20 protein-coding genes are annotated in these 20,797 nt (G+C 57.6%); 18 read left to right on the top strand and 2 right to left on the bottom strand.

All coding sequences use genetic code 11. The features are described from left to right. Window positions 1–96: 96 nt before the first annotated feature. From LGL98_RS06290 to LGL98_RS06305, 4 genes are all read left to right on the top strand, one after another. Window positions 97–3,372 (top strand): DUF5107 domain-containing protein, encoded by a 3,276-nt coding sequence (locus LGL98_RS06290; RefSeq protein WP_136030047.1) that lies wholly within the window; start codon window positions 97–99, stop codon window positions 3,370–3,372. 69 nt (window positions 3,373–3,441) lie between these two features. After that, the gene (locus tag LGL98_RS06295) at window positions 3,442–4,878 is read left to right on the top strand and encodes a sugar porter family MFS transporter (protein ID WP_136030045.1); all 1,437 of its coding nucleotides are present in this window, start codon (window positions 3,442–3,444) and stop codon (window positions 4,876–4,878) included. Continuing rightward, window positions 4,878–5,711, top strand: a complete 834-nt coding sequence (locus tag LGL98_RS06300) for an aldose 1-epimerase (protein ID WP_004899867.1) — start codon at window positions 4,878–4,880, stop codon at window positions 5,709–5,711. The genes LGL98_RS06295 and LGL98_RS06300 overlap by 1 nt, the downstream gene beginning before the upstream one ends. Before the next feature lie 82 nt (window positions 5,712–5,793). Beyond that, on the top strand, window positions 5,794–6,930 hold the full coding sequence (locus tag LGL98_RS06305) for a 3-phenylpropionate MFS transporter (RefSeq protein ID WP_136030041.1): 1,137 nt from the start codon (window positions 5,794–5,796) through the stop codon (window positions 6,928–6,930). Here the strand turns inward: LGL98_RS06305 and csiE are convergent. Continuing rightward, window positions 6,927–8,204, bottom strand: a complete 1,278-nt coding sequence (gene csiE / locus LGL98_RS06310) for a stationary phase inducible protein CsiE (protein WP_136030039.1) — start codon at window positions 8,202–8,204, stop codon at window positions 6,927–6,929. The genes LGL98_RS06305 and csiE overlap by 4 nt on opposite strands. Window positions 8,205–8,328: 124 nt before the next feature. Here csiE and LGL98_RS06315 point away from each other — a divergent pair, with 124 nt between their 5' ends. The 3 genes from LGL98_RS06315 (at window position 8,329) to LGL98_RS06325 (ending at window position 10,874) form a co-directional block, all read left to right on the top strand. Next, entirely contained in the window at window positions 8,329–8,967 is a 639-nt protein-coding gene (locus LGL98_RS06315; protein ID WP_136030037.1) for a DUF1007 family protein, read from the top strand. Further along, window positions 8,958–9,938, top strand: coding sequence for a nickel/cobalt transporter (locus LGL98_RS06320; RefSeq protein WP_136030035.1), 981 nt, complete (start codon window positions 8,958–8,960; stop codon window positions 9,936–9,938). The genes LGL98_RS06315 and LGL98_RS06320 overlap by 10 nt, the downstream gene beginning before the upstream one ends. A gap of 99 nt (window positions 9,939–10,037) precedes the next feature. Next, a complete protein-coding gene (locus LGL98_RS06325; protein ID WP_136030033.1) occupies window positions 10,038–10,874 on the top strand; it encodes a hypothetical protein in 837 nt (278 codons plus the stop codon). 46 nt (window positions 10,875–10,920) lie between these two features. Here LGL98_RS06325 and suhB read toward each other — a convergent pair whose 3' ends face one another. Continuing rightward, entirely contained in the window at window positions 10,921–11,724 is an 804-nt protein-coding gene (gene suhB, locus LGL98_RS06330; protein ID WP_136030031.1) for an inositol-1-monophosphatase, read from the bottom strand. A 120-nt stretch (window positions 11,725–11,844) separates the two neighbouring features. On the opposite strand from suhB, the gene trmJ reads away from it, so the two are divergent. The 11 genes from trmJ (at window position 11,845) to sseB (ending at window position 20,733) form a co-directional block, all read left to right on the top strand. Continuing rightward, window positions 11,845–12,579 (top strand): tRNA (cytosine(32)/uridine(32)-2'-O)-methyltransferase TrmJ, encoded by a 735-nt coding sequence (trmJ, locus tag LGL98_RS06335; protein WP_136030029.1) that lies wholly within the window; start codon window positions 11,845–11,847, stop codon window positions 12,577–12,579. A 251-nt stretch (window positions 12,580–12,830) separates the two neighbouring features. Beyond that, the gene (gene iscR / locus LGL98_RS06340) at window positions 12,831–13,322 is read left to right on the top strand and encodes a Fe-S cluster assembly transcriptional regulator IscR (RefSeq protein ID WP_002913993.1); all 492 of its coding nucleotides are present in this window, start codon (window positions 12,831–12,833) and stop codon (window positions 13,320–13,322) included. Between the two features lie 178 nt (window positions 13,323–13,500). Beyond that, entirely contained in the window at window positions 13,501–14,715 is a 1,215-nt protein-coding gene (gene iscS / locus LGL98_RS06345) for a cysteine desulfurase (protein WP_002913992.1), read from the top strand. Between the two features lie 26 nt (window positions 14,716–14,741). Continuing rightward, on the top strand, window positions 14,742–15,128 hold the full coding sequence (gene iscU / locus LGL98_RS06350; RefSeq protein ID WP_002913991.1) for a Fe-S cluster assembly scaffold IscU: 387 nt from the start codon (window positions 14,742–14,744) through the stop codon (window positions 15,126–15,128). 17 nt (window positions 15,129–15,145) lie between these two features. Then, a complete protein-coding gene (gene iscA, locus LGL98_RS06355; protein WP_002913979.1) occupies window positions 15,146–15,469 on the top strand; it encodes an iron-sulfur cluster assembly protein IscA in 324 nt (107 codons plus the stop codon). Window positions 15,470–15,543: 74 nt separating this feature from the next. Then, window positions 15,544–16,059: a co-chaperone HscB gene (hscB, locus tag LGL98_RS06360; protein ID WP_136030028.1), complete on the top strand. Its 516-nt coding sequence runs from the start codon at window positions 15,544–15,546 to the stop codon at window positions 16,057–16,059. Between the two features lie 15 nt (window positions 16,060–16,074). After that, window positions 16,075–17,925, top strand: coding sequence for a Fe-S protein assembly chaperone HscA (gene hscA / locus LGL98_RS06365; RefSeq protein ID WP_136030026.1), 1,851 nt, complete (start codon window positions 16,075–16,077; stop codon window positions 17,923–17,925). A 1-nt stretch (window position 17,926) separates the two neighbouring features. Continuing rightward, the gene (gene fdx, locus LGL98_RS06370) at window positions 17,927–18,262 is read left to right on the top strand and encodes an ISC system 2Fe-2S type ferredoxin (protein ID WP_032103695.1); all 336 of its coding nucleotides are present in this window, start codon (window positions 17,927–17,929) and stop codon (window positions 18,260–18,262) included. 1 nt (window position 18,263) lies between these two features. Beyond that, window positions 18,264–18,464, top strand: a complete 201-nt coding sequence (gene iscX / locus LGL98_RS06375) for a Fe-S cluster assembly protein IscX (RefSeq protein WP_002913954.1) — start codon at window positions 18,264–18,266, stop codon at window positions 18,462–18,464. 107 nt (window positions 18,465–18,571) lie between these two features. After that, the gene (gene pepB / locus LGL98_RS06380) at window positions 18,572–19,858 is read left to right on the top strand and encodes an aminopeptidase PepB (RefSeq protein ID WP_136030024.1); all 1,287 of its coding nucleotides are present in this window, start codon (window positions 18,572–18,574) and stop codon (window positions 19,856–19,858) included. A gap of 98 nt (window positions 19,859–19,956) precedes the next feature. Further along, a complete protein-coding gene (sseB, locus tag LGL98_RS06385) occupies window positions 19,957–20,733 on the top strand; it encodes an enhanced serine sensitivity protein SseB (RefSeq protein ID WP_136030022.1) in 777 nt (258 codons plus the stop codon). Window positions 20,734–20,797 lie beyond the last annotated feature (64 nt).

The raw sequence follows: 20,797 nt of genomic DNA on the forward strand, positions 1-20,797 counted from the left end.
ACTATATTGCGTGAGCATTGCGCATTTTAACAGCGAATTGGCGATATAGACTCCTGTTATTGCAACTTTTACTTCGTTTTGTTTAGTGGAGGCATCATGTACGGTTCGGTTAAGGTCTGGCAGGAAATCATTTCATTACCAACGTGGACGACGGGAGCGGAAGATCCGAACCCTATGTTTCTGGAAAAACGTGTTTATCAAGGATCTTCCGGCAGCGTCTATCCCTACGGCGTAATTGATACCCTGACCGGCGAACGCGAAATGCGCGATTATCAGGCAGTGTGGATGGAGAATGATTTCCTTCGGGTCATGCTGCTACCGGAGCTTGGCGGCCGTATTCACCGGGCATATGACAAGGTCAAACAACGTGATTTCGTCTATTACAATGAGGTGGTTAAGCCAGCCCTGGTGGGGCTGCTCGGGCCCTGGATCTCCGGCGGAATCGAATTTAACTGGCCGCAACATCACCGGCCGACGACCTTTAAGCCGGTCGATTTTTCTATTCAGCAGGGAGAAAACGGCGCGCAGACCGTATGGATGGGGGAAGCGGAGCCCATGCGCGGTTTGCAGGTTATGGCCGGGTTTACGCTCTATCCTGACCGCGCGCTGATTGAAATCACTGGCAAGATCTTCAATGGTAACGCCACGCCGCGCCATTTCCTGTGGTGGGCCAACCCTGCAGTCAAAGGCGGCGATGCCCACCAGAGTGTATTCCCACCCGATGTCACCGCTGTATTCGACCATGGTAAGCGTGATGTTTCCGCTTTCCCGATTGCCACCGGTACCTACTACAAAGTGGACTATTCTGCGGGGGTTGATATCTCCCGTTATAAAAACGTCCCGGTACCCACTTCGTATATGGCGGAGAAGTCGGATTACGATTTTGTCGGCGCTTATCATCATGACGAGCGAGGCGGGTTACTGCATGTTGCCGATCACCATGTCTCTCCTGGTAAGAAACAGTGGAGCTGGGGTTACGGGGATTTTGGCCAGGCCTGGGATCGAAATCTGACCGATGAAAATGGCCCTTATATTGAGCTGATGACCGGCGTCTTCACCGATAACCAGCCTGACTTTACGTGGCTTGCGCCTTATGAAGAGAAGGTGTTTGTACAAAATTTCCTTCCCTACAGCGAGTTAGGGATGGTGCAAAATGCCAATACACAGCTGGCACTGAAGCTGGTTCGCGAGTCTGGGCAACTGCTGCTTGGCGTATATGCCATTGCTCCGCTAAATCATATCGTGGTTGAACTCAGCGCTGACCATCAGCCATTGTACGAAACTCAGCTGACGCTGAAGCCCGGTGAGAGCTGGCAGCAGACGCTGCCGGAAAATGGCGTCGGGCGCTTAACCCTCAAAGTGAAAACCGCCGAGAACCAGCCGCTGCTGGATTATCAGGAACATATTACCCAACAGACGCCGCTGCCCGAACCAGCGATAGCGCCCGCGTTACCGGAAGCGATCCACAATGGCGACGAGCTCTATTTTATCGGCCAGCACCTTGAACAATACAACCACGCAAGCCGCTACGCCGGGGATTACTATCGTCGGGCGGTTGAGCTCGATCCGCAGGATTATCGCAATAATGTTGCCCTCGGTACCCTGGCGTTCAACAGTGCCGACTGGGCGCTGGCGGAACAGTGTGCCCGTGCTGCGCTACAGCGCGCGCATCGTTTAAATAAGAACCCGCGAGATGGCGAAGCCAGTATGCTGCTTGCCAGCGTGCTGGAAAGGATGGGGGATGATGCAGGCGCCTGGGATCACTATTACAAAGCCTCCTGGAGCGGTAACTGCCGTGACGCCGCCTGGTGGTCGCTGGCGCGGCTGGCGATGAAGCGCGGTGATGTTGCCGATGCGCTGGATAAAGTAAACACCAGTCTGCGGTTCAACGCCAGCAATCCTCTGGCGATGGGGTTGAAAGCGCTGGCATTAGCCAACAGTGGGCAGAAGAAAGCAGCGCTGGAGTTTATTTTCGCCTCTCTTGAACAATACCCATTGAGCTATCCGCTGCACTGCGCGCGCTGGATGATTGAGCGGAGCGACGACGCGCGAGAAGCCCTGCTGCGCATCACGGGGCGCAGAGGGGTCAACGCCAGCCTGCTGGCGGGGTGGTTGCTCTCTTTCGGACAGACGTCGGCGGTGAAAGAGGTTCTTGCGGTTCTGGACAGTCAGGAAGCGCTGCCGATGCTCTGGCGTGCGTCGCTAAGTGATGATGCCAATGAACGCCAACAGTTTATTGCCGCCGCCGAGCACTGCCATGCGCACAATGTTCGTTTCCCTAACTCGCTCGATGAAGTTCAGATGCTGCAGTCGCTGGGCGACAGCGCTTTTGCCCGCTATCTACTCGGTTGCTTCTGGTACAGCAAACGTCGCTATGACGAGGCGGTGAGCTGCTGGCGCGAGACGCTCGAAAAATCTCCCGATTATGCGCCCGCTCATCGTCTGCTGGGCGTTTACTCGTGGAATAAACAGCAGGATGCAACGCAGGCGCTGGCTTATCTGCAGCGCGCCGTAGCGCTGGAGCCGGAAAATGCGCGCTTCCTGTTTGAACTCGATTTTTTGCAAAAATTACTGGCCAGGCCGGTACATGAGCGACTGACGACGCTGGTGGAACGTAAAGCCGTGGTGCTGAAGCGGGACGACCTGACCGCTGAGCTGCTAAGCCTGTGGAACGCGTCCGGTCATTATGCCGATGCCGCCGCGATTCTGGATACGCGCGTATTCCATCCCTGGGAAGGAGGAGAAGGGAAAATCACCGGCCAGTATTTGCTCAATCAGCTCCATCGGGCATTACAGTTCATCGAGCGTGGGGCGTTTAAACAGGCCACGGACTGTCTGAAAGCCGCATTACGCTATCCCGACAATCTGGGGGAGGGGCGACTGCCTGGGCAAACGGACAACGATATCTGGTATTTGCTGGGCTACTGCGCAGAACAGGCTGGGGATGCGCAGCAGGCGGCGGAATATTACCAGCTTGCCCGGCAAGGGGGCTCAACGCTGGACGCCGGGCGGTACTACAACGATCAACCCGCCGATTACCTTTTCTGGCAGGGCATTGCGCTGCGTAAGAGCGGTAACCCAGCGCAGGCCGAGCAGCACTTCCGCCATTTTATCGACTGGGCCGCGCAGCATCAGGATGACGTTCCGCAAGTCGATTTTTTTGCCGTCTCTCTTCCGGACCTGGTGGTTCTCGATGTATCAGCGCAGCAGAGACATCTGCAGCACTGCTTGTTTATTGAAGCGCTGGGCCATCTGGGGCTGGGCAACGTATCCGCCTGCCAGCAGAGGATGCAGCAGCTTCTGCAAATAAATCCGGCTCATGATAAGGCGCATCTGATTCACCATGCCCTGCAAAGCGGTATTTTTTCCTGAACCTCAATGGGCGGGCTTGGCCCGCCTGAACCCTACTGTTCCCTGCGTTTCCCTTATAGAGGAATCATTATGAACAACGCGCAGACACATCTGAAAATGGGCTACGTCTGGACGATTTGTCTGGTCGCCGCCTGCGGTGGTTTACTGTTTGGCTATGACTGGGTGGTGATTGGCGGCGCTAAGCCATTTTATGAAGCCTGGTTTTCAATTACGGACCCGGCGCAGTCCGGCTGGGCGATGAGCTCAGCGCTGTTGGGCTGTATTTTCGGCGCATTAATTTCGGGATGGTGCGCAGACAAACTGGGGCGCAAGTTGCCATTAATTCTTTCCGCCGTGCTGTTCAGCGCGTCGGCCTGGGGGACGGCGGTCGCCAGTCATTTCGATATGTTTGTGGTTTACCGCATTGTGGGCGGCGTAGGGATTGGTCTGGCTTCCGCTCTCAGCCCGCTTTACATTGCCGAAGTCAGTCCGGCAGAGAAAAGAGGGCGTTTTGTCGCGGTCAATCAGCTCACCATCGTGATTGGCGTACTGGCCGCTCAGTTAATCAATCTGATGATTGCTGAACCGGTGGAGCCGGGAGCGACGCAGCAGATGATTGTGGACAGCTGGAATGGGCAGATGGGCTGGCGCTGGATGTTCGGTGCGGAACTGGTGCCGGCGCTGGCGTTTCTGGTCCTGATGTTTTTTGTCCCCGAGTCGCCGCGCTGGCTCATGAAGGCCGGTAAACCGGAGCGCGCCCGGGCTGCGCTGGAACGCATTGGTTCTGCCGACTATGCTGACAGGATCCTGCGTGAAATCGCGCATACCATGGAAAAGGATAACAATAAAGTCTCCTACGGCGCGCTGTTGGCTCCCCAGGTGAAACCGATTGTGATCATTGGCATGGTGCTCGCCATATTCCAGCAGTGGTGTGGGATTAACGTCATCTTTAACTACGCGCAGGAGATTTTTGCCTCGGCGGGGTTCGATATTAACAGCACTTTGAAATCGATCGTCGCGACGGGCGTCGTTAATCTGGTCTTTACCATTGCGGCGCTGCCGCTGGTGGATAAAATCGGTCGCCGTAAATTAATGCTGCTTGGCGCTTCGGGATTGACGCTGATCTATGTGCTGATCGCCGGCGCTTACGCCATGGGCATTATGGGGTGGCCGGTACTGTTGCTGGTGCTGGCGGCGATTGCTATTTATGCGTTGACCCTGGCGCCGGTGACCTGGGTGCTGCTGGCGGAGATTTTTCCCAACCGCGTACGTGGACTCGCGATGTCTTTAGGCACCCTGGCGCTGTGGATCGCCTGTTTCCTGTTAACCTATACTTTCCCGCTGCTTAATGCCGGTCTGGGCGCGGCAGGAAGCTTCCTGCTGTATGGTGTCATTTGCGCTGCCGGCTACCTCTACATCCTGCGCAACGTCCCGGAAACGAAAGGTATCACCCTCGAAGCGCTGGAAGAGCAGCTGGCGCAGCGTCATACGGGCGTTAATGCGGCGAAGCAGGAGCAGATGCGCTAATGGCGGAAGAGTGGATTCTGGAGAACGCGCATCTGCGGATGTGCGTCTCTTCTCTGGGCGGCAAAGTGCAAAGTTTATTCTCGCGGCAATATCAAGCGCCGGTGCTATATGAAAATCCCGCCGGCGGCATGTTTCCGATGCTGCCATTGGCCAATCGCGTCGCCGGCAACCGTTTTATTTTTCATGGGCAGGAGATTGTCCTGCCTCGCCACCATGCCGACGAGTATTTCTTTCTTCACGGTGACGGCTGGTTACAGCGCTGGGATATTATTGAGTACGGCGCCGAGTATTGTGTATTACAGCTGCGTCGGCAGCATGCCTGCGGTTTCGATTATCTGGCGCAGCTCCGCTACCAGTTGCTGCGTAACCAGCTGATAGCGGAGCTAACGCTTACCCACTATGGGGAGGTCCCTGCGCTTTACGGCTGCGGCTTTCATCCCTTTTTCCCTTTCGATGAACGCAGCAAGGTCCAGTTCCAGGTCAGCGGTTACTGGCCGGAAGGGGAGAATCACTTACCTCTCAACTGGCAAGGAAACTTGCCCGACTATGCCAATTTCAGCGTGGCTCAGTTCGGTGAAGATCGTTGGCTGAACGTGGGTTATTCCGGCTGGGGCGGGCGGGCGAGGGTAAGCAATGACGTGATGAATATCACAATTCTATCGCAAACTCCGTGGTTGATGCTGTTCAGAATGCAAGGTGAATCATTCCTTTGCCTCGAGCCGCAAAGCCATCCGGTAAACGCCCACAACATGGACGGGCAGCCGGGGCTGCGAGTTTTAGGTGCGGGAGAGAAGCTCAATTTTTCGCTGAAAATCATCATCGAGGGGGCATAAATAACGAGCTACCAGCAGACAAGAGCATCTTGCGCCCGCCGGGGTTTATCGCCAGACTGTCGCCACCATTCGGGAGGAAATCATGGTCTTGCACTCCACGCGCTGGCTGGCGCTCAGTTATTTCACCTACTTTTTTAGCTACGGTATTTTTCTGCCCTTCTGGAGCGTCTGGCTGGCCGGAAACGGGTTGACCCCGGAAACCATCGGCATTTTGCTTGGCGCCGGTCTGGTGGCCCGTTTTCTCGGAAGCCTGCTGATTGCCCCGCGGGTCAGCGATCCCTCCCGGCTGATCGCCGCGCTGCGCGTGCTGGCGCTGTTAACCTTGCTCTTCGCGCTGGCCTTCTGGGCCGGCAGCCACGTAGCATGGCTGCTGGCGATCATCATCGGCTTCAACCTGTTCTTTTCGCCGCTGGTGCCGCTGACGGATGCGCTAGCTAATACCTGGCAAAAGCAGATCACCATGGACTATGGCCGGGTGCGGCTCTGGGGCTCTATTGCCTTTGTGATTGGTTCGGCGCTGACCGGCAAGCTGGTGAGCCTGTTCGATTACCGGGCGATCCTGTTGATGCTAAGCCTGGGCGTTGCCTCGATGCTGCTCGGCATGCTACTTAAGCCGTCGGTGATGCCCCAGGGGGAGTCGCGCCAGCAGCAGGGGGCCGGAATGGCGGCCTGGCTGACGCTGGTGCGCCAGAGCTGGCGCTTTCTGGCCTGCGTTTGTCTGCTGCAGGGAGCGCACGCCGCCTACTATGGCTTTAGCGCCATCTACTGGCAGCAGGCTGGCTATTCGGCCTCGGCGGTGGGCTATCTGTGGTCGCTAGGCGTGGTGGCGGAAGTGGTGATCTTCGCGTTGAGTAAAAAGGTATTTCGCCGCTTCAGCGCGCGCGACCTGCTGCTGCTCTCCGCCGTCTGCGGGCTGGTCCGCTGGACGCTGATGGGCTGGACCACGGCGCTGCCGGGGCTCATCTTCGCGCAGATCCTCCACTGCGGCACTTTCACGGTGTGTCATCTGGCGGCGATGCGCTATATCGCCGCCCGTCAGGGGAGCGAGGTGATCCGCCTGCAGGCTGTCTACTCCGCGGTGGCGATGGGCGGCAGTATTGCCATCATGACCGTCTTCGCCGGGTTCCTCTATCAACACCTGCACCAGGGCGTATTCTGGGTGATGGCCCTGCTGACGATCCCGGCGCTGATTATCCGGCCAAAAGCGGTGGCAGCCTAGCCCTCAAGCATCGCGCAGATATGCTGCTGCTGGCGTTCAGTAAAGCAGTTCTCCGCGTGGATCAGCGGCGGCGAAAAGAGCGGCAGCGCCGTCGTATAGGGGGTGACGATAAGCGTCACCCCTTTGGGCGCACCTTCCTTCTGAAAGCGCTCTACGCTCTGGTATTTGATATTCAACGGCAGCAGCGTTAGTTCGCGCAGCTGCTGTTCCAGGGCCTCTTCAATAGCTGGGTTGTCATCGGTTAGCAACAGCACCTGTTTCTCGTGCAGGTCGCTTTTCTGCATCAGCCAGGCGCCAAAGATCACCGCGATTAAACCGGTCTCTTCCTCATTAAAACGGATGTGCCAGGCCTCCTCGAATTCACTCAATGCTGCCTGGGTGGTACGCAGTAAACGAGGATAGAGCCGGCTCACTTCCTCCGTGAGCGTGCTGTCGATGCCGATGGCAAACACGCTGCGGAGCAACGCCTGCGACAAATGAATATAGAGTTGATCGCTGAGCCCCTGCTCATCACTGAACGCTCTGCCGGCGAGGATCTGGAAGCGGTGGATCAGGCCGGAGATAGCCAGCCGCAGGCGGCGATCGTGCGGGTGACCATCGCGGACCGGATCGGGGGTTTTGAGCAACATAAACAGCAGCGAAAGGAAGAAGGGTTCTCCGACATGGGGCGGAGCGCCGACCCGACGCTGCCAGTGGCGGACAATCTCCTGCGCCAGGGTAAACTCGGCGGCGGTCTGGGCCCAGCGCTGCTGTTCATCATTGAAGTCCGGAGAGTATCCTCGGTGATGTTCGAGCAGACAGTACTGCAGGTACAAGCGCAGAAACTGAACGTCGCGGCAGTCAAACTGGCGATTGAGCGTCCGCGCGCAGCGATTCACCAGCGCCTGCAGATTGGTATCATCGTATAAGGTGCGGGCAATGCCTTCCTGTTTAAGCTGCGTTTTCAGGGCCGGGGTAAAATGATGATTAACGAACTGCGGGCAGAGGCGCAGCCCCCGCCGCAGCGCATGCAGCAGACATAAACGTTGGTCGAGCGCGGCGCCTTCAATCCGATAGCTGCCGTCCACCTCTGACCGGAGGGTCAAACGGTGGTAACGCTGAATTTCGCGTCCGGTCTCCTCAATATCCTGCCGGGCCGTGGTCTCATCAACGAGGTTGATCCTGCCAAGCCGTTCAGTCGTCACCGACTGTCCGGGCAGATAAAACATCAGGAGCACCTGGCTACGGCGCTGTGGACTGGAAAGCGCAGATGGTGGTTCAATGACGGTCATCATCTGGTAAGTTCCAGTTAGGGTTTCCGCTAAGGATAGACAATGACGGCGGCGTGGGCAGAAAAACGCGTATGCTTTAGCTCAGGATTGCTGGCGAAGGTCACAGAATTTTTCACGTGAGGAACAGATGAACAGAGTGAAACAATGCACCAGCGCGGCGTTTTTCATGTTTTTATCATTTTCAGCCGCCGCGCATCCGCATAGCTTCATTAGTTTGCAGAGTGAGCCAGTGGTCAAAGACGGTCTGCTGAGCGCCTTTAAAATGCGTTGGACGATGGATGAAATTACCTCATCGGATCTGCTCTATGATGCCGGAAACGCCAAACCGGGCAGCGACGTGTGGAAAAAGCTGGCGGCGGAGGTGATGGCCAACGTGCTTGGTCAGCACTATTTCAGTGAGTTGTGGCACAACGGCCAGCGGGTGAAATTTGACAATCGTCCCGATGGCTATGGCCTTGAGCGTGAAGGGCTGCAGGCGGTACTGACTTTTACCCTGCCGCTGGCGACGCCGCAACCTGTTGCCGGGCAGACGTTTACCTTTTCCACCTTCGACCCGACCTACTACGTCGATATGTTTTATGACAAGGATAGCGATTTTTCCCTGCCCGCCGCGCTGCAGGCTGCCTGCAAGGCAACGGTGATGACGCCAAAACCGAACGATAAAATGCTCTCGTACGCCCAGTCGCTGGATAAAGCGGATGCGCCGCCGGAGGATATGGCGCTGGGCAGCTATTTTGCCCAGAAGGTGACCCTGACATGTCAGTAATTTTTACTCCGCGCGCGCGAGCTTCGCGCTGGAAAGCGCTGTGGCCGCTGGCGCTGTTGCTGGCGGTGAGCATCATCGGCGGCGTTTGGCTGTGGCGGGCGTGGCCGCAGGTGCTGATGCAGAGTGCGGTCTGGCAACGTTCGCTCAACCTGGAACTCAGCCGCCTGCTGCAGGCGGTGGCGGAGAACCCGGCGGCAGCGGGGCTGTCGCTGCTGGGGTTTAGCTTCGTTTACGGGGTACTGCATGCCTTAGGGCCTGGCCACGGTAAAATTGTCATTACGACCTGGCTTGCCACCCATCCCGCGAAGCTGAAATCAAGCATCGGCCTGACGCTGGCCGCCTCTTTACTGCAGGGACTGGTGGCCATCGCGCTGGTGGTCGTGGTGCTGGCGCTGCTGCAGCTACCGGCGCGCCAGCTGCATCTCAGCAGTTTCTGGCTGGAGAAGGGGAGTTATCTGCTGGTGGGCGCGTTAGGGCTGCTGCTGTGCTGGCGGGCGTTGAGAAAGCTACGTCTGCTGCTGCTGCGCCCCACATTTACCGCTTTTACCCCGCACCATGTTCATAACGAGCACTGCGGCTGCGGGCATCAGCATCTCCCGGCGCCGGAGCAGCTACAGGCCGGCGACGACTGGCGGGCACGCGCCGCAATCGTCCTGTCGATGGGCATGCGCCCCTGCTCGGGAGCGATCATGGTCCTGCTGTTCAGCAAGGTGATCGGCGTTTTTGGCTGGGGGATGGCGGCGGCGCTGGCGATGGCGGCGGGAACCTCGTTGACCATCACCGCGCTGGCGCTGCTCGTGCATGGATTCCGCCAGCTGGCGATCCGCCTCAGTGGCCATCAGGCGCCAGCGTTATGGAAGCAGGTTGGTTGGACGACGCTGGCGCTGGCCGGCGGCGTCATTTTGCTGGTGGCGGCAGGGGTGATGTGGCTCAGCGCCGTCCCGGCCGGCGGTGGGATCCGTCCGTTTTAGCCCGGCGCCGGGCGCAAATCTGAAAGTAGACGCCAGGGCTTGCCGCTGGCGAAGCGATGCTCTAGTTTTCCGCTTTTCGGCGGATGACAAGGAGTCGCTATGGCCGCAAATATCGTTTCTCCCGCGCAGAGCGGACGGTTCTATTATGGCTGCGCCGCTGCCGCCGGACTGCTGGTGGGGCTGGCGATCGTCTTCTGGTTTCCGGCGCTGGCCAGCTGGTGGCCGGCAGATCTGGTGCGTGTCTACCACGCCATGCCATATGTTATGCGATTCGGGGCGGCGAGTGTCGCGGATATTCCGCTGGTGGCCTACGCCACCTTAACGCTGTCGGGCTTCGTGCTGGCCTTTTGCCATCCTGGTCACAGTAAACTGCCTATTGTTGCCTGGGCTGTGCATAACCAGCCCTCGCCGCGGGAGATGATCGACTGGATCCTGCGCAGCTGGGTATTGCAGTTCGGTTTCCTGGTGATCATTTTCTGGCGTTTCGCGTTTATGGGTAAGCTGAGCAGTGACAGGCTAATGCAGATAGCGGGCATCTGTAACGACGTTTGCTATCTGGCCACGCTGGTGCTGGCAGGGATCCTGCTGCGCGACAGCTGGCGCGGCGCTAAAGGCGTTGCCGCGCCGGCAGGCAATATTCGCATTCCGCTGATCTTTGCCCTGAGCTTTTATCTGCCGTTTCAGTTGATATGGATTTTACTCAGTGCGCAGCAGTTCGAGTTGCCGCTGTGGGGATGGCTGCTGCTGGTTCCGGCGATGGTCGGCGTGCTGTTAGCCCGCCTGGCGACAGTAGGTATAGCGTTGTGTTTCCGGCGCTGGCTGGGACCGCAGGGCTGTCTGCGCTGGCGCGGGCCGCTGGCCTTGTTTAGCGGCCTGACGGTGCTCTGTATTGGCGGTAATGCGGTGATTCGCCAGATCCTGAGGATGCTGTCATGACATAAAAAAAGGAAGCCGCGGCTTCCTTTTTGACATCAGTAAGAGATTAACGCTTCAGCGCATCGCTCAGCTGCTCGCGCATGTTCGCCAGCATCGCTTTCACCACGCGCGGGTTACCGGCAACGATATTGCCCGTCAGCAGGTAGTTATGGCCACCGGTGAAGTCGCAGACAATCGCGCCAGCTTCACGGGCGATCAGCTCGCCTGCGGCGAAATCCCAGGGCTTCAGGGCGATTTCAAAGTAACCGTCAACGCGGCCAGCGGCCACATAGGCCAGATCCAGCGCGGCAGAGCCGGTGCGACGGAAGTCGGCACATTCGGTAAACATGTTGCCGAGAATATTCATGTAAGTGGTGGCGTGCTGCTTCGCTTTGAACGGGAAACCGGTTGCGATAATGGTGCCGTCGAGGTCGCGAGCGTTGCTGCCGCGCAGACGGTAGCCGTTCAGCTGTGCGCCCTGGCCGCGGGTCGCGGTGAACAGTTCGTTACGCATCGGATCGTAGACCACCGCGACTTCAGTACGCCCTTTGATGCGTACGGCGATGGAAACAGAGAAGTGCGGCAGGCGTTTAACGAAGTTGGTGGTACCATCCAGTGGATCGATAACCCATTGAACATCCTGATCTTCACCAGCGTGTTCACCGCTTTCTTCGGTGATAATGGTGTGCTGCGGGTAAGACTTGCGAATGGTTTCGATAATAATCGCTTCGGCGGCTTTATCGACGTTGGTCACAAAATCATTGCTGCCTTTCTGGCTGGTTTCTACGGTGTCTGGCGTTTCGTAGTGCTTGGCAATTAAATTACCCGCCTTGCGCGCTGCGCGCACGGCGATGTTCAGCATCGGATGCATCGGTCTCTCTCACTGGATGTTAAAGAACGGGAAAAAACGGCGCATATAATAGCAGCCAAATCTGCTTATGTCTCCGTTTTATGGTAGCATGCACGAATAATCTTTAGCCGAAGAACCATAATGCTGCAAAATATTCGAATCGTACTGGTAGAAACCTCTCACACCGGCAACATGGGCTCTGTAGCCCGCGCGATGAAAACCATGGGCTTAACTAACCTGTGGCTGGTCAACCCGTTGGTCAAACCCGATTCGCAAGCTATCGCACTGGCCGCGGGCGCCAGCGATGTGATCGGCAACGCGCAGATCGTCGATACCCTTGATGAAGCCCTGGCGGGCTGCAGCCTGGTGGTTGGCACCAGCGCGCGTTCCCGCACGCTACCGTGGCCGATGCTGGATCCGCGCGAATGCGGCCTGAAAAGCGTCGCCGAAGGCCAGCATGCGCCGGTGGCGCTGGTCTTTGGCCGCGAGCGCGTTGGTCTGACCAACGATGAACTGCAGAAGTGCCATTACCATGTGGCGATTGCCGCCAACCCGGAATACAGCTCGCTGAACCTGGCGATGGCGGTGCAGGTTATCGCCTATGAAGTGCGGATGGCCTGGCTGGCGACGCAGGAGCAGGAACAGCCGGCGGTTGAGCATGAAGAGGCGCCGTATCCGCTGGTGGACGATCTGGAGCGGTTCTACGACCATCTTGAGCAGACGCTGCTGGCGACGGGCTTTATCCGCCCGAACCATCCGGGACAGGTAATGAACAAGCTGCGTCGTCTGTTCACCCGCGCGCGTCCGGAAAGCCAGGAGTTGAACATCCTGCGCGGCATGCTGGCGTCTATTGAGCAGCAGAATAAAGGTAAGTAAGCGCGTTAACGCCGGATGGCGCTTCGCTTATCCGGCCTACGAATCTACATCTCTGTTGTAGCCCGGGCGAGGCCTTTGGCCGACCCCGGGAGCGGCTCGAAATTAATAACGCACGGAAAGCCAAATACCTGACTAAAACAGTCAAGTAAATAGTTGACCAAATTACTCGGGAATGTCAGACTTGGCCCTGCTATGCAATACCCATATTAATAAAAAGCCCGGCCAGGGGCGAGTTTGAGGTTAAGTAAGACATGAGACTGACATCTAAAGGGCGTTATGCCGTGACCGCGATGCTTGACGTTGCGCTCAACTCTGAAACGGGCCCGGTGCCGTTGGCAGATATTTCAGAGCGTCAGGGAATTTCGCTTTCCTATCTGGAACAGCTGTTCTCTCGCCTGCGTAAAAATGGCCTGGTTTCCAGCGTTCGTGGTCCAGGTGGTGGTTATCTGTTAGGTAAAGATGCCGGTAGTATCGCTGTCGGCGAAGTGATCAGCGCGGTAGACGAATCCGTTGACGCCACCCGTTGCCAGGGCAAAGGCGGCTGTCAGGGCGGTGATAAGTGCCTGACTCACGCGCTGTGGCGCGATTTGAGCGAACGCCTGACGGGCTTCCTGAACAATATCACCCTCGGGGAACTGGTGAATAACCAGGAGATCCTTGATGTTTCCGGTCGTCAGCACCAGCACGAAACCCAGCGCAATGCGCGCACCCAGGACGCGATCGACGTTAAACTGCGCGCCTGAGTGACCCGTCCCGTTTCGGGCTGCGGCTGACAGGGCAAGGCGGCGCGAAACGGCGGGACAACGATTATAACGAGCTTTCAGAATCAGGCCGGGATGCTCCGACATTCCGTGTACTCGGTCGTACATCAAGCCGGTTGCCTGATTCCTTGCATTGAGTGATGTACGGAGTTTAAGAGCAATGAAATTACCGATTTACCTCGATTACTCCGCAACCACGCCGGTGGACCCGCGTGTTGCCGAGAAAATGATGCAGTTCCTGACCATGGACGGGACCTTTGGTAACCCGGCCTCCCGTTCCCACCGTTTTGGCTGGCAGGCTGAAGAGGCGGTTGATATCGCCCGCAATCAGATTGCCGAGCTGGTCGGTGCCGACCCGCGCGAAATCGTCTTTACCTCTGGTGCGACTGAATCCGACAACCTGGCGATCAAGGGTGCAGCCAACTTTTATCAGAAAAAAGGCAAGCACATCATCACCAGCAAAACCGAGCATAAAGCGGTTCTGGATACCTGCCGTCAGCTGGAGCGCGAAGGTTTCGAAGTAACCTACCTGGCGCCGCAGAGCAACGGGATTATCGATCTGAAAGAGCTGGAAGCAGCGATGCGTGACGACACCATCCTGGTTTCCATCATGCATGTGAATAACGAAATCGGCGTGGTGCAGGATATCGCTACCATCGGCGAGATGTGTCGCGCGCGCGGTATCATTTACCACGTAGACGCCACCCAGAGCGTGGGCAAGCTGCCTATCGACCTGAGCCAGCTGAAAGTGGACCTGATGTCCTTCTCCGGCCATAAAATCTACGGTCCGAAAGGCATCGGCGCGCTGTACGTGCGTCGTAAGCCGCGTATTCGTATCGAAGCGCAGATCCACGGCGGCGGCCATGAGCGCGGTATGCGTTCCGGTACTCTGCCTGTTCACCAGATCGTCGGCATGGGTGAAGCTTACCGTATCGCCAAAGAAGAGATGGAAAGCGAGATGGCGCGTCTGCGCACCCTACGCAACCGTCTGTGGAACGGCGTGAAGGATATGGAAGAAGTTTATCTCAACGGCGACCTCGAGCAGGGCGCGCCTAATATCCTTAACGTCAGCTTCAACTATGTTGAAGGCGAGTCGCTGATTATGGCGCTGAAAGATCTGGCGGTTTCCTCCGGTTCAGCCTGTACTTCCGCGAGCCTTGAGCCATCCTACGTGCTGCGCGCGTTAGGTATGACTGATGAACTGGCGCACAGTTCTATTCGTTTCTCTTTAGGTCGTTTCACTACCGAAGAAGAGATTGACTATGCCATCGATCTGATTCGCAAATCCATTGGCCGTCTGCGCGAGCTTTCTCCGCTGTGGGAAATGTTCAAACAGGGCGTGGATCTGAACAGCATTGAATGGTCACATCACTAATTCGGCACCAATAAGGAGAATTCATCATGGCTTACAGCGAAAAAGTTATCGATCATTACGAGAATCCGCGCAACGTCGGCTCTTTTGACAACAGCGACGAGAACGTCGGCAGCGGCATGGTCGGCGCGCCGGCCTGCGGCGACGTGATGAAGTTGCAGATTAAAGTCAACAATGAAGGTATCATTGAAGACGCGCGCTTCAAGACCTACGGCTGCGGTTCCGCTATCGCTTCCAGCTCCCTGGTCACTGAGTGGGTGAAGGGCAAATCGCTGGACGAAGCGCAGGCGATCAAGAACACCGATATCGCCGATGAACTGGAACTGCCGCCGGTGAAAATTCACTGCTCTATTTTGGCGGAAGACGCGATTAAAGCCGCGATTGCGGATTACAAAAGCAAACGTGAAGCAAAATAATTAGTTGAGGTTTTGTTATGTCGATTACTCTTAGCGACAGTGCAGCAGCGCGAGTCAATGCCTTCCTGGCGAACCGCGGTAAAGGGTTTGGCCTGCGCCTGGGCGTAAGAACCTCCGGCTGCTCGGGTATGGCCTATGTACTGGAGTTTGTTGACGAGCCGGCGGCTGAAGACACCGTGTTTGAAGACAAAGGCGTGAAGGTCGTGATCGACGGCAAAAGTCTGCAATTCCTCGACGGTACTCAGTTGGACTTCGTCAAAGAAGGCCTCAACGAAGGGTTCAAATTCACTAACCCTAACGTCAAAGATGAGTGCGGCTGCGGCGAAAGCTTTAACGTATAATCGGTACTCCTCAACCCCACCGCGGTCACGCCGCGCGTGGGGTTTTAATTTAGATGCATGACCCTGAGGTTACTATGGACTATTTCACCCTCTTCGGGTTACCAGCCAGCTATACCCTCACGCTTGAACAACTGGCTGTCCGGTATCAGGATCTGCAGCGCCAGTACCATCCGGATAAATTTGCCAGCGCGCCTGCGGCGGAACAGCTTGCGGCGGTTCAGCATTCCGCCACTATAAACCAGGCCTGGCAGACGCTGCGCCATCCGCTGACTCGCGCAGAATATCTCCTTTCGCTGCATGGCTTCGATCTGGCCAGCGAGCAGCATACCGTTCGCGATACCGCGTTCCTGATGGAACAGCTGGAATTGCGCGAAGAGCTGGATGAGATCGGCCAGGCGAAAGACGACGCGCGGCTGGAAGGTTTTATCAAACGGGTGAAAGCGCTGTTTGATACCCGTCAGCAGCTGATGGTTGACCAATTGCATAATGAGCGCTGGGAGGCGGCGGCGGACACGGTTCGTAAGCTCCGTTTCCTCGATAAACTGCGCAGCAGTGCTGAAGAACTCGAAGAAAAACTGCTCGATTTTTAATTTTCGGAAGCAATTATGGCCTTATTACAAATTAGTGAGCCCGGCCTGAGCGCCGCGCCGCACCAGCGTCGTCTGGCGGCCGGTATCGATCTGGGCACCACCAATTCTCTGGTGGCTACCGTGCGTAGCGGCCAGGCCGAGACTCTGCCCGATCATCAAGGCCGCTATCTGCTGCCGTCGGTGGTGAACTACCATGCTTCGGGGCTGACCGTCGGCTATGACGCCCGGCTTAATGCCGCCCAGGATCCTGCCAATACCATCAGCTCCGTGAAGCGGATGATGGGGCGCTCCCTCGCCGATATTCAAAACCGTTACCCGCATCTGCCGTATCAGCTGCAGGCCAGTGAAAACGGCCTGCCGATGATCCAGACCGCCGGCGGCTTGCTGAACCCGATTCGCGTCTCCGCCGATATCCTCAAAGCGCTGGCCTCCCGGGCGACCGAAGCGCTGGCTGGCGAACTCGACGGCGTGGTCATTACCGTTCCGGCCTACTTCGACGACGCTCAGCGTCAGGGGACTAAAGACGCGGCGCGTCTGGCGGGTCTGCACGTGCTCCGCTTGTTGAACGAACCCACTGCGGCGGCGATTGCCTACGGCCTCGATTCCGGGCAGGAAGGGGTGATTGCGGTCTACGATCTCGGCGGTGGTACCTTTGATATCTCCATTCTGCGTTTAAGCCGCGGGGTGTTTGAAGTGCTGGCGACCGGCGGTGATTCGGCGCTCGGCGGCGATGATTTCGATCACCTGCTGGCGGACTACCTGCGTGAGCTGGCGGGCTTCAGCGACCGCAGCGATAACCGTCTGCAGCGTGAACTGCTGGATGCCGCCATCGCGGCGAAAATCGCCTTGAGCGATGCCGAGGCAGCGCACGTCGAGGTCGGCGGCTGGCAGGGCGATATCACCCGTACCCAGTTTAACGATCTGATTGCTCCGCTGGTAAAACGTACCCTGATGGCCTGCCGTCGCGCGCTGAAAGACGCCGGCGTTGACGCGCAAGAGGTGCTGGAAGTGGTAATGGTCGGCGGTTCCACTCGCGTGCCGCTGGTGCGTGAGCGCGTTGGCGAGTTCTTCGGCCGCACTCCACTGACCTCCATCGACCCGGACAAAGTCGTCGCCATCGGCGCGGCGATCCAGGCCGATATCCTGGTGGGCAACAAGCCGGACAGCGAACTGCTGCTGCTCGACGTTATCCCGCTGTCGTTAGGCCTGGAGACCATGGGCGGCCTGGTGGAGAAAGTGATCCCGCGTAATACCACCATTCCGGTGGCCCGCGCGCAGGAATTCACCACCTTCAAAGATGGCCAGACGGCGATGTCCATTCACGTGATGCAGGGCGAGCGTGAGCTGGTGCAGGATTGCCGCTCGCTGGCGCGGTTTGCGCTGCGCGGTATCCCGGCGCTTCCGGCGGGTGGGGCGCATATTCGCGTGACCTTCCAGGTAGATGCTGACGGTTTGCTGAGCGTTACGGCGATGGAAAAATCGACCGGCGTGGAAGCCTCCATCCAGGTGAAACCGTCTTACGGCCTGACGGACGGCGAAATCGCCACCATGATTAAAGATTCGATGAGCTACGCCGAACAGGATATTCAGGCGCGCATGCTGGCTGAACAGAAAGTGGAAGCCGCTCGCGTACTGGAGAGCCTGGCCAGCGCGCTGGCCGCCGACGCCGCGCTGTTAAGCGCCGCGGAACGTCAGGCTATCGATGCCGCTGCGGAGCAGGTCCGCGCCGCTGCGGCAGGCGACGATGCCGACGCGATTAAAGAAGCGATTAAAAATATCGACACACAAACCCAGGAATTCGCCGCCCGCCGTATGGATCAGTCGGTCCGTATCGCGCTGAAAGGCCAATCCGTGGACGAGGTTTAAAATGCCAAAAATTGTATTTCTGCCCCACCAGGACCTGTGTCCGGATGGCATCGTTGTGGAAGCTGAGAGCGGTGAAACCATTCTGGATGCGGCGCTGCGTAGCGGCATCGAGATTGAACACGCCTGCGAAAAATCCTGTGCCTGCACCACCTGCCACTGCATCGTGCGTGAAGGCTTTGACTCGCTGGCCGAGAGTAGCGAAGATGAAGACGATATGCTGGATAAAGCCTGGGGACTGGAACCTGACAGCCGTCTGAGCTGCCAGGCGCGCGTCACCGACGAAGATCTGGTCGTTGAGATCCCGCGTTACACCATCAACCACGCACGCGAGCACTAATATGGCACTGAAATGGACCGACAGCCGTGAAATCGGCGAAGCGCTGTATGACGCTTATCCGGATCTCGACCCGAAAACCGTTCGCTTTACCGACATGCATCAGTGGATTTGCGATCTGGAAGAGTTCGATGACGACCCAAACGCATCCAATGAAAAAATTCTGGAGGCGATTCTGCTAGTCTGGTTAGACGAAGCCGAATAATTTTCGCATCATGATTTATGCGGCGGTATAAAGTCGGATAAATCATCGAGCGAGAGAACGTTACGGGCTGCCATACGGTGGCCCGTTTGCTAAGAAGGATAATGATAATGACCGAAGCCATGAAGATTACGCTTTCTACTCAGCCAGCCGATGCGCGCTGGGGAGAAAAGGCGTCTTACAGCATTAATAACGACGGCATCGCCCTGCACCTCAACGGCAAAGACGACCTGGGCCTGATTCAGCGCGCGGCGCGTAAAATTGATGGTATGGGCATCAAACATGTCGCGTTAAGCGGCGAAGGATGGAACACCGACCGCGCATGGGCGTTCTGGGCGGGTTATAAAGGTCCGAAAGGCACCCGTAAAGTTGAATGGCCGACCCTGGACGATGTGCAGCGTAGCGAGCTGGATAACCGTCTGACCATTATTGACTGGGTGCGCGATACTATCAATGCCCCGGCGGAAGAGTTGGGCCCGGAGCAGCTGGCGCAGCGCGCCGTCGACCTGCTGTGCAGCGTGGCGGGCGAGAAGATGAGCTATCGCATCACCAAAGGCGAAGATCTGCGTGAGCAGGGTTATCTCGGCCTGCATACCGTGGGCCGCGGCTCCGAGCGTCCGCCGGTCCTGCTGGCACTGGACTATAATCCGACCGGCGATAAAGAAGCCCCGGTATACGCCTGCCTGGTGGGCAAAGGCATCACTTTTGACTCCGGCGGCTACAGCATCAAACAGAGCGCCTTTATGGATTCAATGAAATCCGATATGGGCGGCGCGGCGACCGTGACCGGCGCGCTGGCTTTTGCCATTACCCGCGGGCTGAACAAGCGCGTGAAGCTGTTCCTGTGCTGCGCCGACAACCTGATCAGCGGCAACGCCTTTAAACTTGGCGATATCATTCATTATCGTAACGGCAAAACCGTTGAAGTGATGAACACTGACGCCGAAGGCCGCCTGGTGCTGGCGGATGGCCTGATTGACGCCTCGGCGCAGAAGCCAGAGCTGATCATCGACGCCGCCACTCTGACCGGCGCGGCGAAAACGGCGTTGGGTAATGACTACCACGCGCTGTTCAGCTTTGACGATGCGTTGGCCAATCGCCTGCTGGCGAGCGCGCAGGCGGAAAACGAAGCCTTCTGGCGTCTGCCGCTGGCCGAGTTCCATCGTAACCAGCTGCCGTCCAACTTCGCTGAACTGAACAACACCGGCAGTGCGGCGTATCCGGCTGGTGCCAGCACCGCGGCGGGCTTCCTGTCCCACTTCGTGGAAAACTACCACCAGGGTTGGCTGCATATCGACTGTTCGGCAACCTACCGTAAATCTGCCGTTGAGCAGTGGTCGGCGGGCGCGACGGGGCTTGGCGTGCGTACCATTGCTAACCTGCTGACAGCTGAGTGATGGCCTTGCCGGGTAGCGCTGCGCTTACCCGGCCTGGAAACCTGTATGCCCGCGTGGACGAATGGCCGCCGGGCAATTCATTGTGAAGTAGCCTAACTATGTCAGATACAAAAAATGAATTAGAAACCCTGCTGGAGAAGGCGGCGACCGAGCCCGCTCATCGTCCGGCATTTTTCAGCGCACTGCTGGAGGCCACCGTTTGGGTACCCGGCAGTGCAGCCGATGGCGAGCAGATTGTCGAAGATAGCGCGCTGGATCTGACGCACTGGGAAAAAGACGACGGTACCTCGGTGATCCCATTCTTTACCTCGCTGGAGGCGCTGCAGCAGGCGGTGGCGGATGAACAGGCTTTCGTGATGATGCCGGCCCGCACGCTGATGGCGATGACGCTGGGCGAATCGTTATTCCTCAACCCGAAGCTGCCGAGCGGCAAAGAGTTCACCCCGCGTGAAATCAGTCATCTGCTGGGTGAAGAGGGCAGCCCACTGAGCACCCAGACGGTACTGGAGGGCGGCGAAGCGCTGCTGTTGTCTGAAGTCGCCGAACCACCGGCGCAGATGGTCGATTCCCTGACTACGCTGTTCAAGACGCTGAAGACCGTCAAGCGGGCGTTTCTGTGCTCGATTAAAGAGCACGCCGACGCGCCGGCTAACCTGCTGATCGGTATTGAAGCGGAAGGGGATATTGAAGCTATTATTCAGACCACCGGCAGCGTGGCGACTGATACCCTGCCAGGCGATGAACCTATCGACATTTGTCAGGTGGTTGAAGGCGAGAAGGGCATCAGCCACTTTATGATTGCCCATATCACGCCGTTCTATGAAAAGCGCTGGGGCAGCTTTCTGCGCGATTTTAAACAAAACCGCATTATCTGAAAGCGGGGGCGTCTGCCCCCACTGTGTTTCCGCGGCCTGCGCCAGGGTCTGAAAAACGGCTGTA

Origin of the sequence: Klebsiella africana, assembly GCF_020526085.1 — a bacterium.
Taxonomy (GTDB): Bacteria; Pseudomonadota; Gammaproteobacteria; order Enterobacterales; family Enterobacteriaceae; genus Klebsiella; species Klebsiella africana.

Bases quoted from the DNA above. Each gene is read 5' to 3' on its own strand.
- LGL98_RS06290 (WP_136030047.1), top strand. From the start codon at position 97: ATGTACGGTTCGGTTAAGGTCTGGCAGGAAATCATTTCATTACCAACG.
- LGL98_RS06295 (WP_136030045.1), top strand. From the start codon at position 3,442: ATGAACAACGCGCAGACACATCTGAAAATGGGCTACGTCTGGACGATT.
- LGL98_RS06300 (WP_004899867.1), top strand. From the start codon at position 4,878: ATGGCGGAAGAGTGGATTCTGGAGAACGCGCATCTGCGGATGTGCGTC.
- LGL98_RS06305 (WP_136030041.1), top strand. From the start codon at position 5,794: ATGGTCTTGCACTCCACGCGCTGGCTGGCGCTCAGTTATTTCACCTAC.
- csiE (WP_136030039.1), bottom strand. From the start codon at position 8,204: ATGATGACCGTCATTGAACCACCATCTGCGCTTTCCAGTCCACAGCGC.
- LGL98_RS06315 (WP_136030037.1), top strand. From the start codon at position 8,329: ATGAACAGAGTGAAACAATGCACCAGCGCGGCGTTTTTCATGTTTTTA.
- LGL98_RS06320 (WP_136030035.1), top strand. From the start codon at position 8,958: ATGTCAGTAATTTTTACTCCGCGCGCGCGAGCTTCGCGCTGGAAAGCG.
- LGL98_RS06325 (WP_136030033.1), top strand. From the start codon at position 10,038: ATGGCCGCAAATATCGTTTCTCCCGCGCAGAGCGGACGGTTCTATTAT.
- suhB (WP_136030031.1), bottom strand. From the start codon at position 11,724: ATGCATCCGATGCTGAACATCGCCGTGCGCGCAGCGCGCAAGGCGGGT.
- trmJ (WP_136030029.1), top strand. From the start codon at position 11,845: ATGCTGCAAAATATTCGAATCGTACTGGTAGAAACCTCTCACACCGGC.
- iscR (WP_002913993.1), top strand. From the start codon at position 12,831: ATGAGACTGACATCTAAAGGGCGTTATGCCGTGACCGCGATGCTTGAC.
- iscS (WP_002913992.1), top strand. From the start codon at position 13,501: ATGAAATTACCGATTTACCTCGATTACTCCGCAACCACGCCGGTGGAC.
- iscU (WP_002913991.1), top strand. From the start codon at position 14,742: ATGGCTTACAGCGAAAAAGTTATCGATCATTACGAGAATCCGCGCAAC.
- iscA (WP_002913979.1), top strand. From the start codon at position 15,146: ATGTCGATTACTCTTAGCGACAGTGCAGCAGCGCGAGTCAATGCCTTC.
- hscB (WP_136030028.1), top strand. From the start codon at position 15,544: ATGGACTATTTCACCCTCTTCGGGTTACCAGCCAGCTATACCCTCACG.
- hscA (WP_136030026.1), top strand. From the start codon at position 16,075: ATGGCCTTATTACAAATTAGTGAGCCCGGCCTGAGCGCCGCGCCGCAC.
- fdx (WP_032103695.1), top strand. From the start codon at position 17,927: ATGCCAAAAATTGTATTTCTGCCCCACCAGGACCTGTGTCCGGATGGC.
- iscX (WP_002913954.1), top strand. From the start codon at position 18,264: ATGGCACTGAAATGGACCGACAGCCGTGAAATCGGCGAAGCGCTGTAT.
- pepB (WP_136030024.1), top strand. From the start codon at position 18,572: ATGACCGAAGCCATGAAGATTACGCTTTCTACTCAGCCAGCCGATGCG.
- sseB (WP_136030022.1), top strand. From the start codon at position 19,957: ATGTCAGATACAAAAAATGAATTAGAAACCCTGCTGGAGAAGGCGGCG.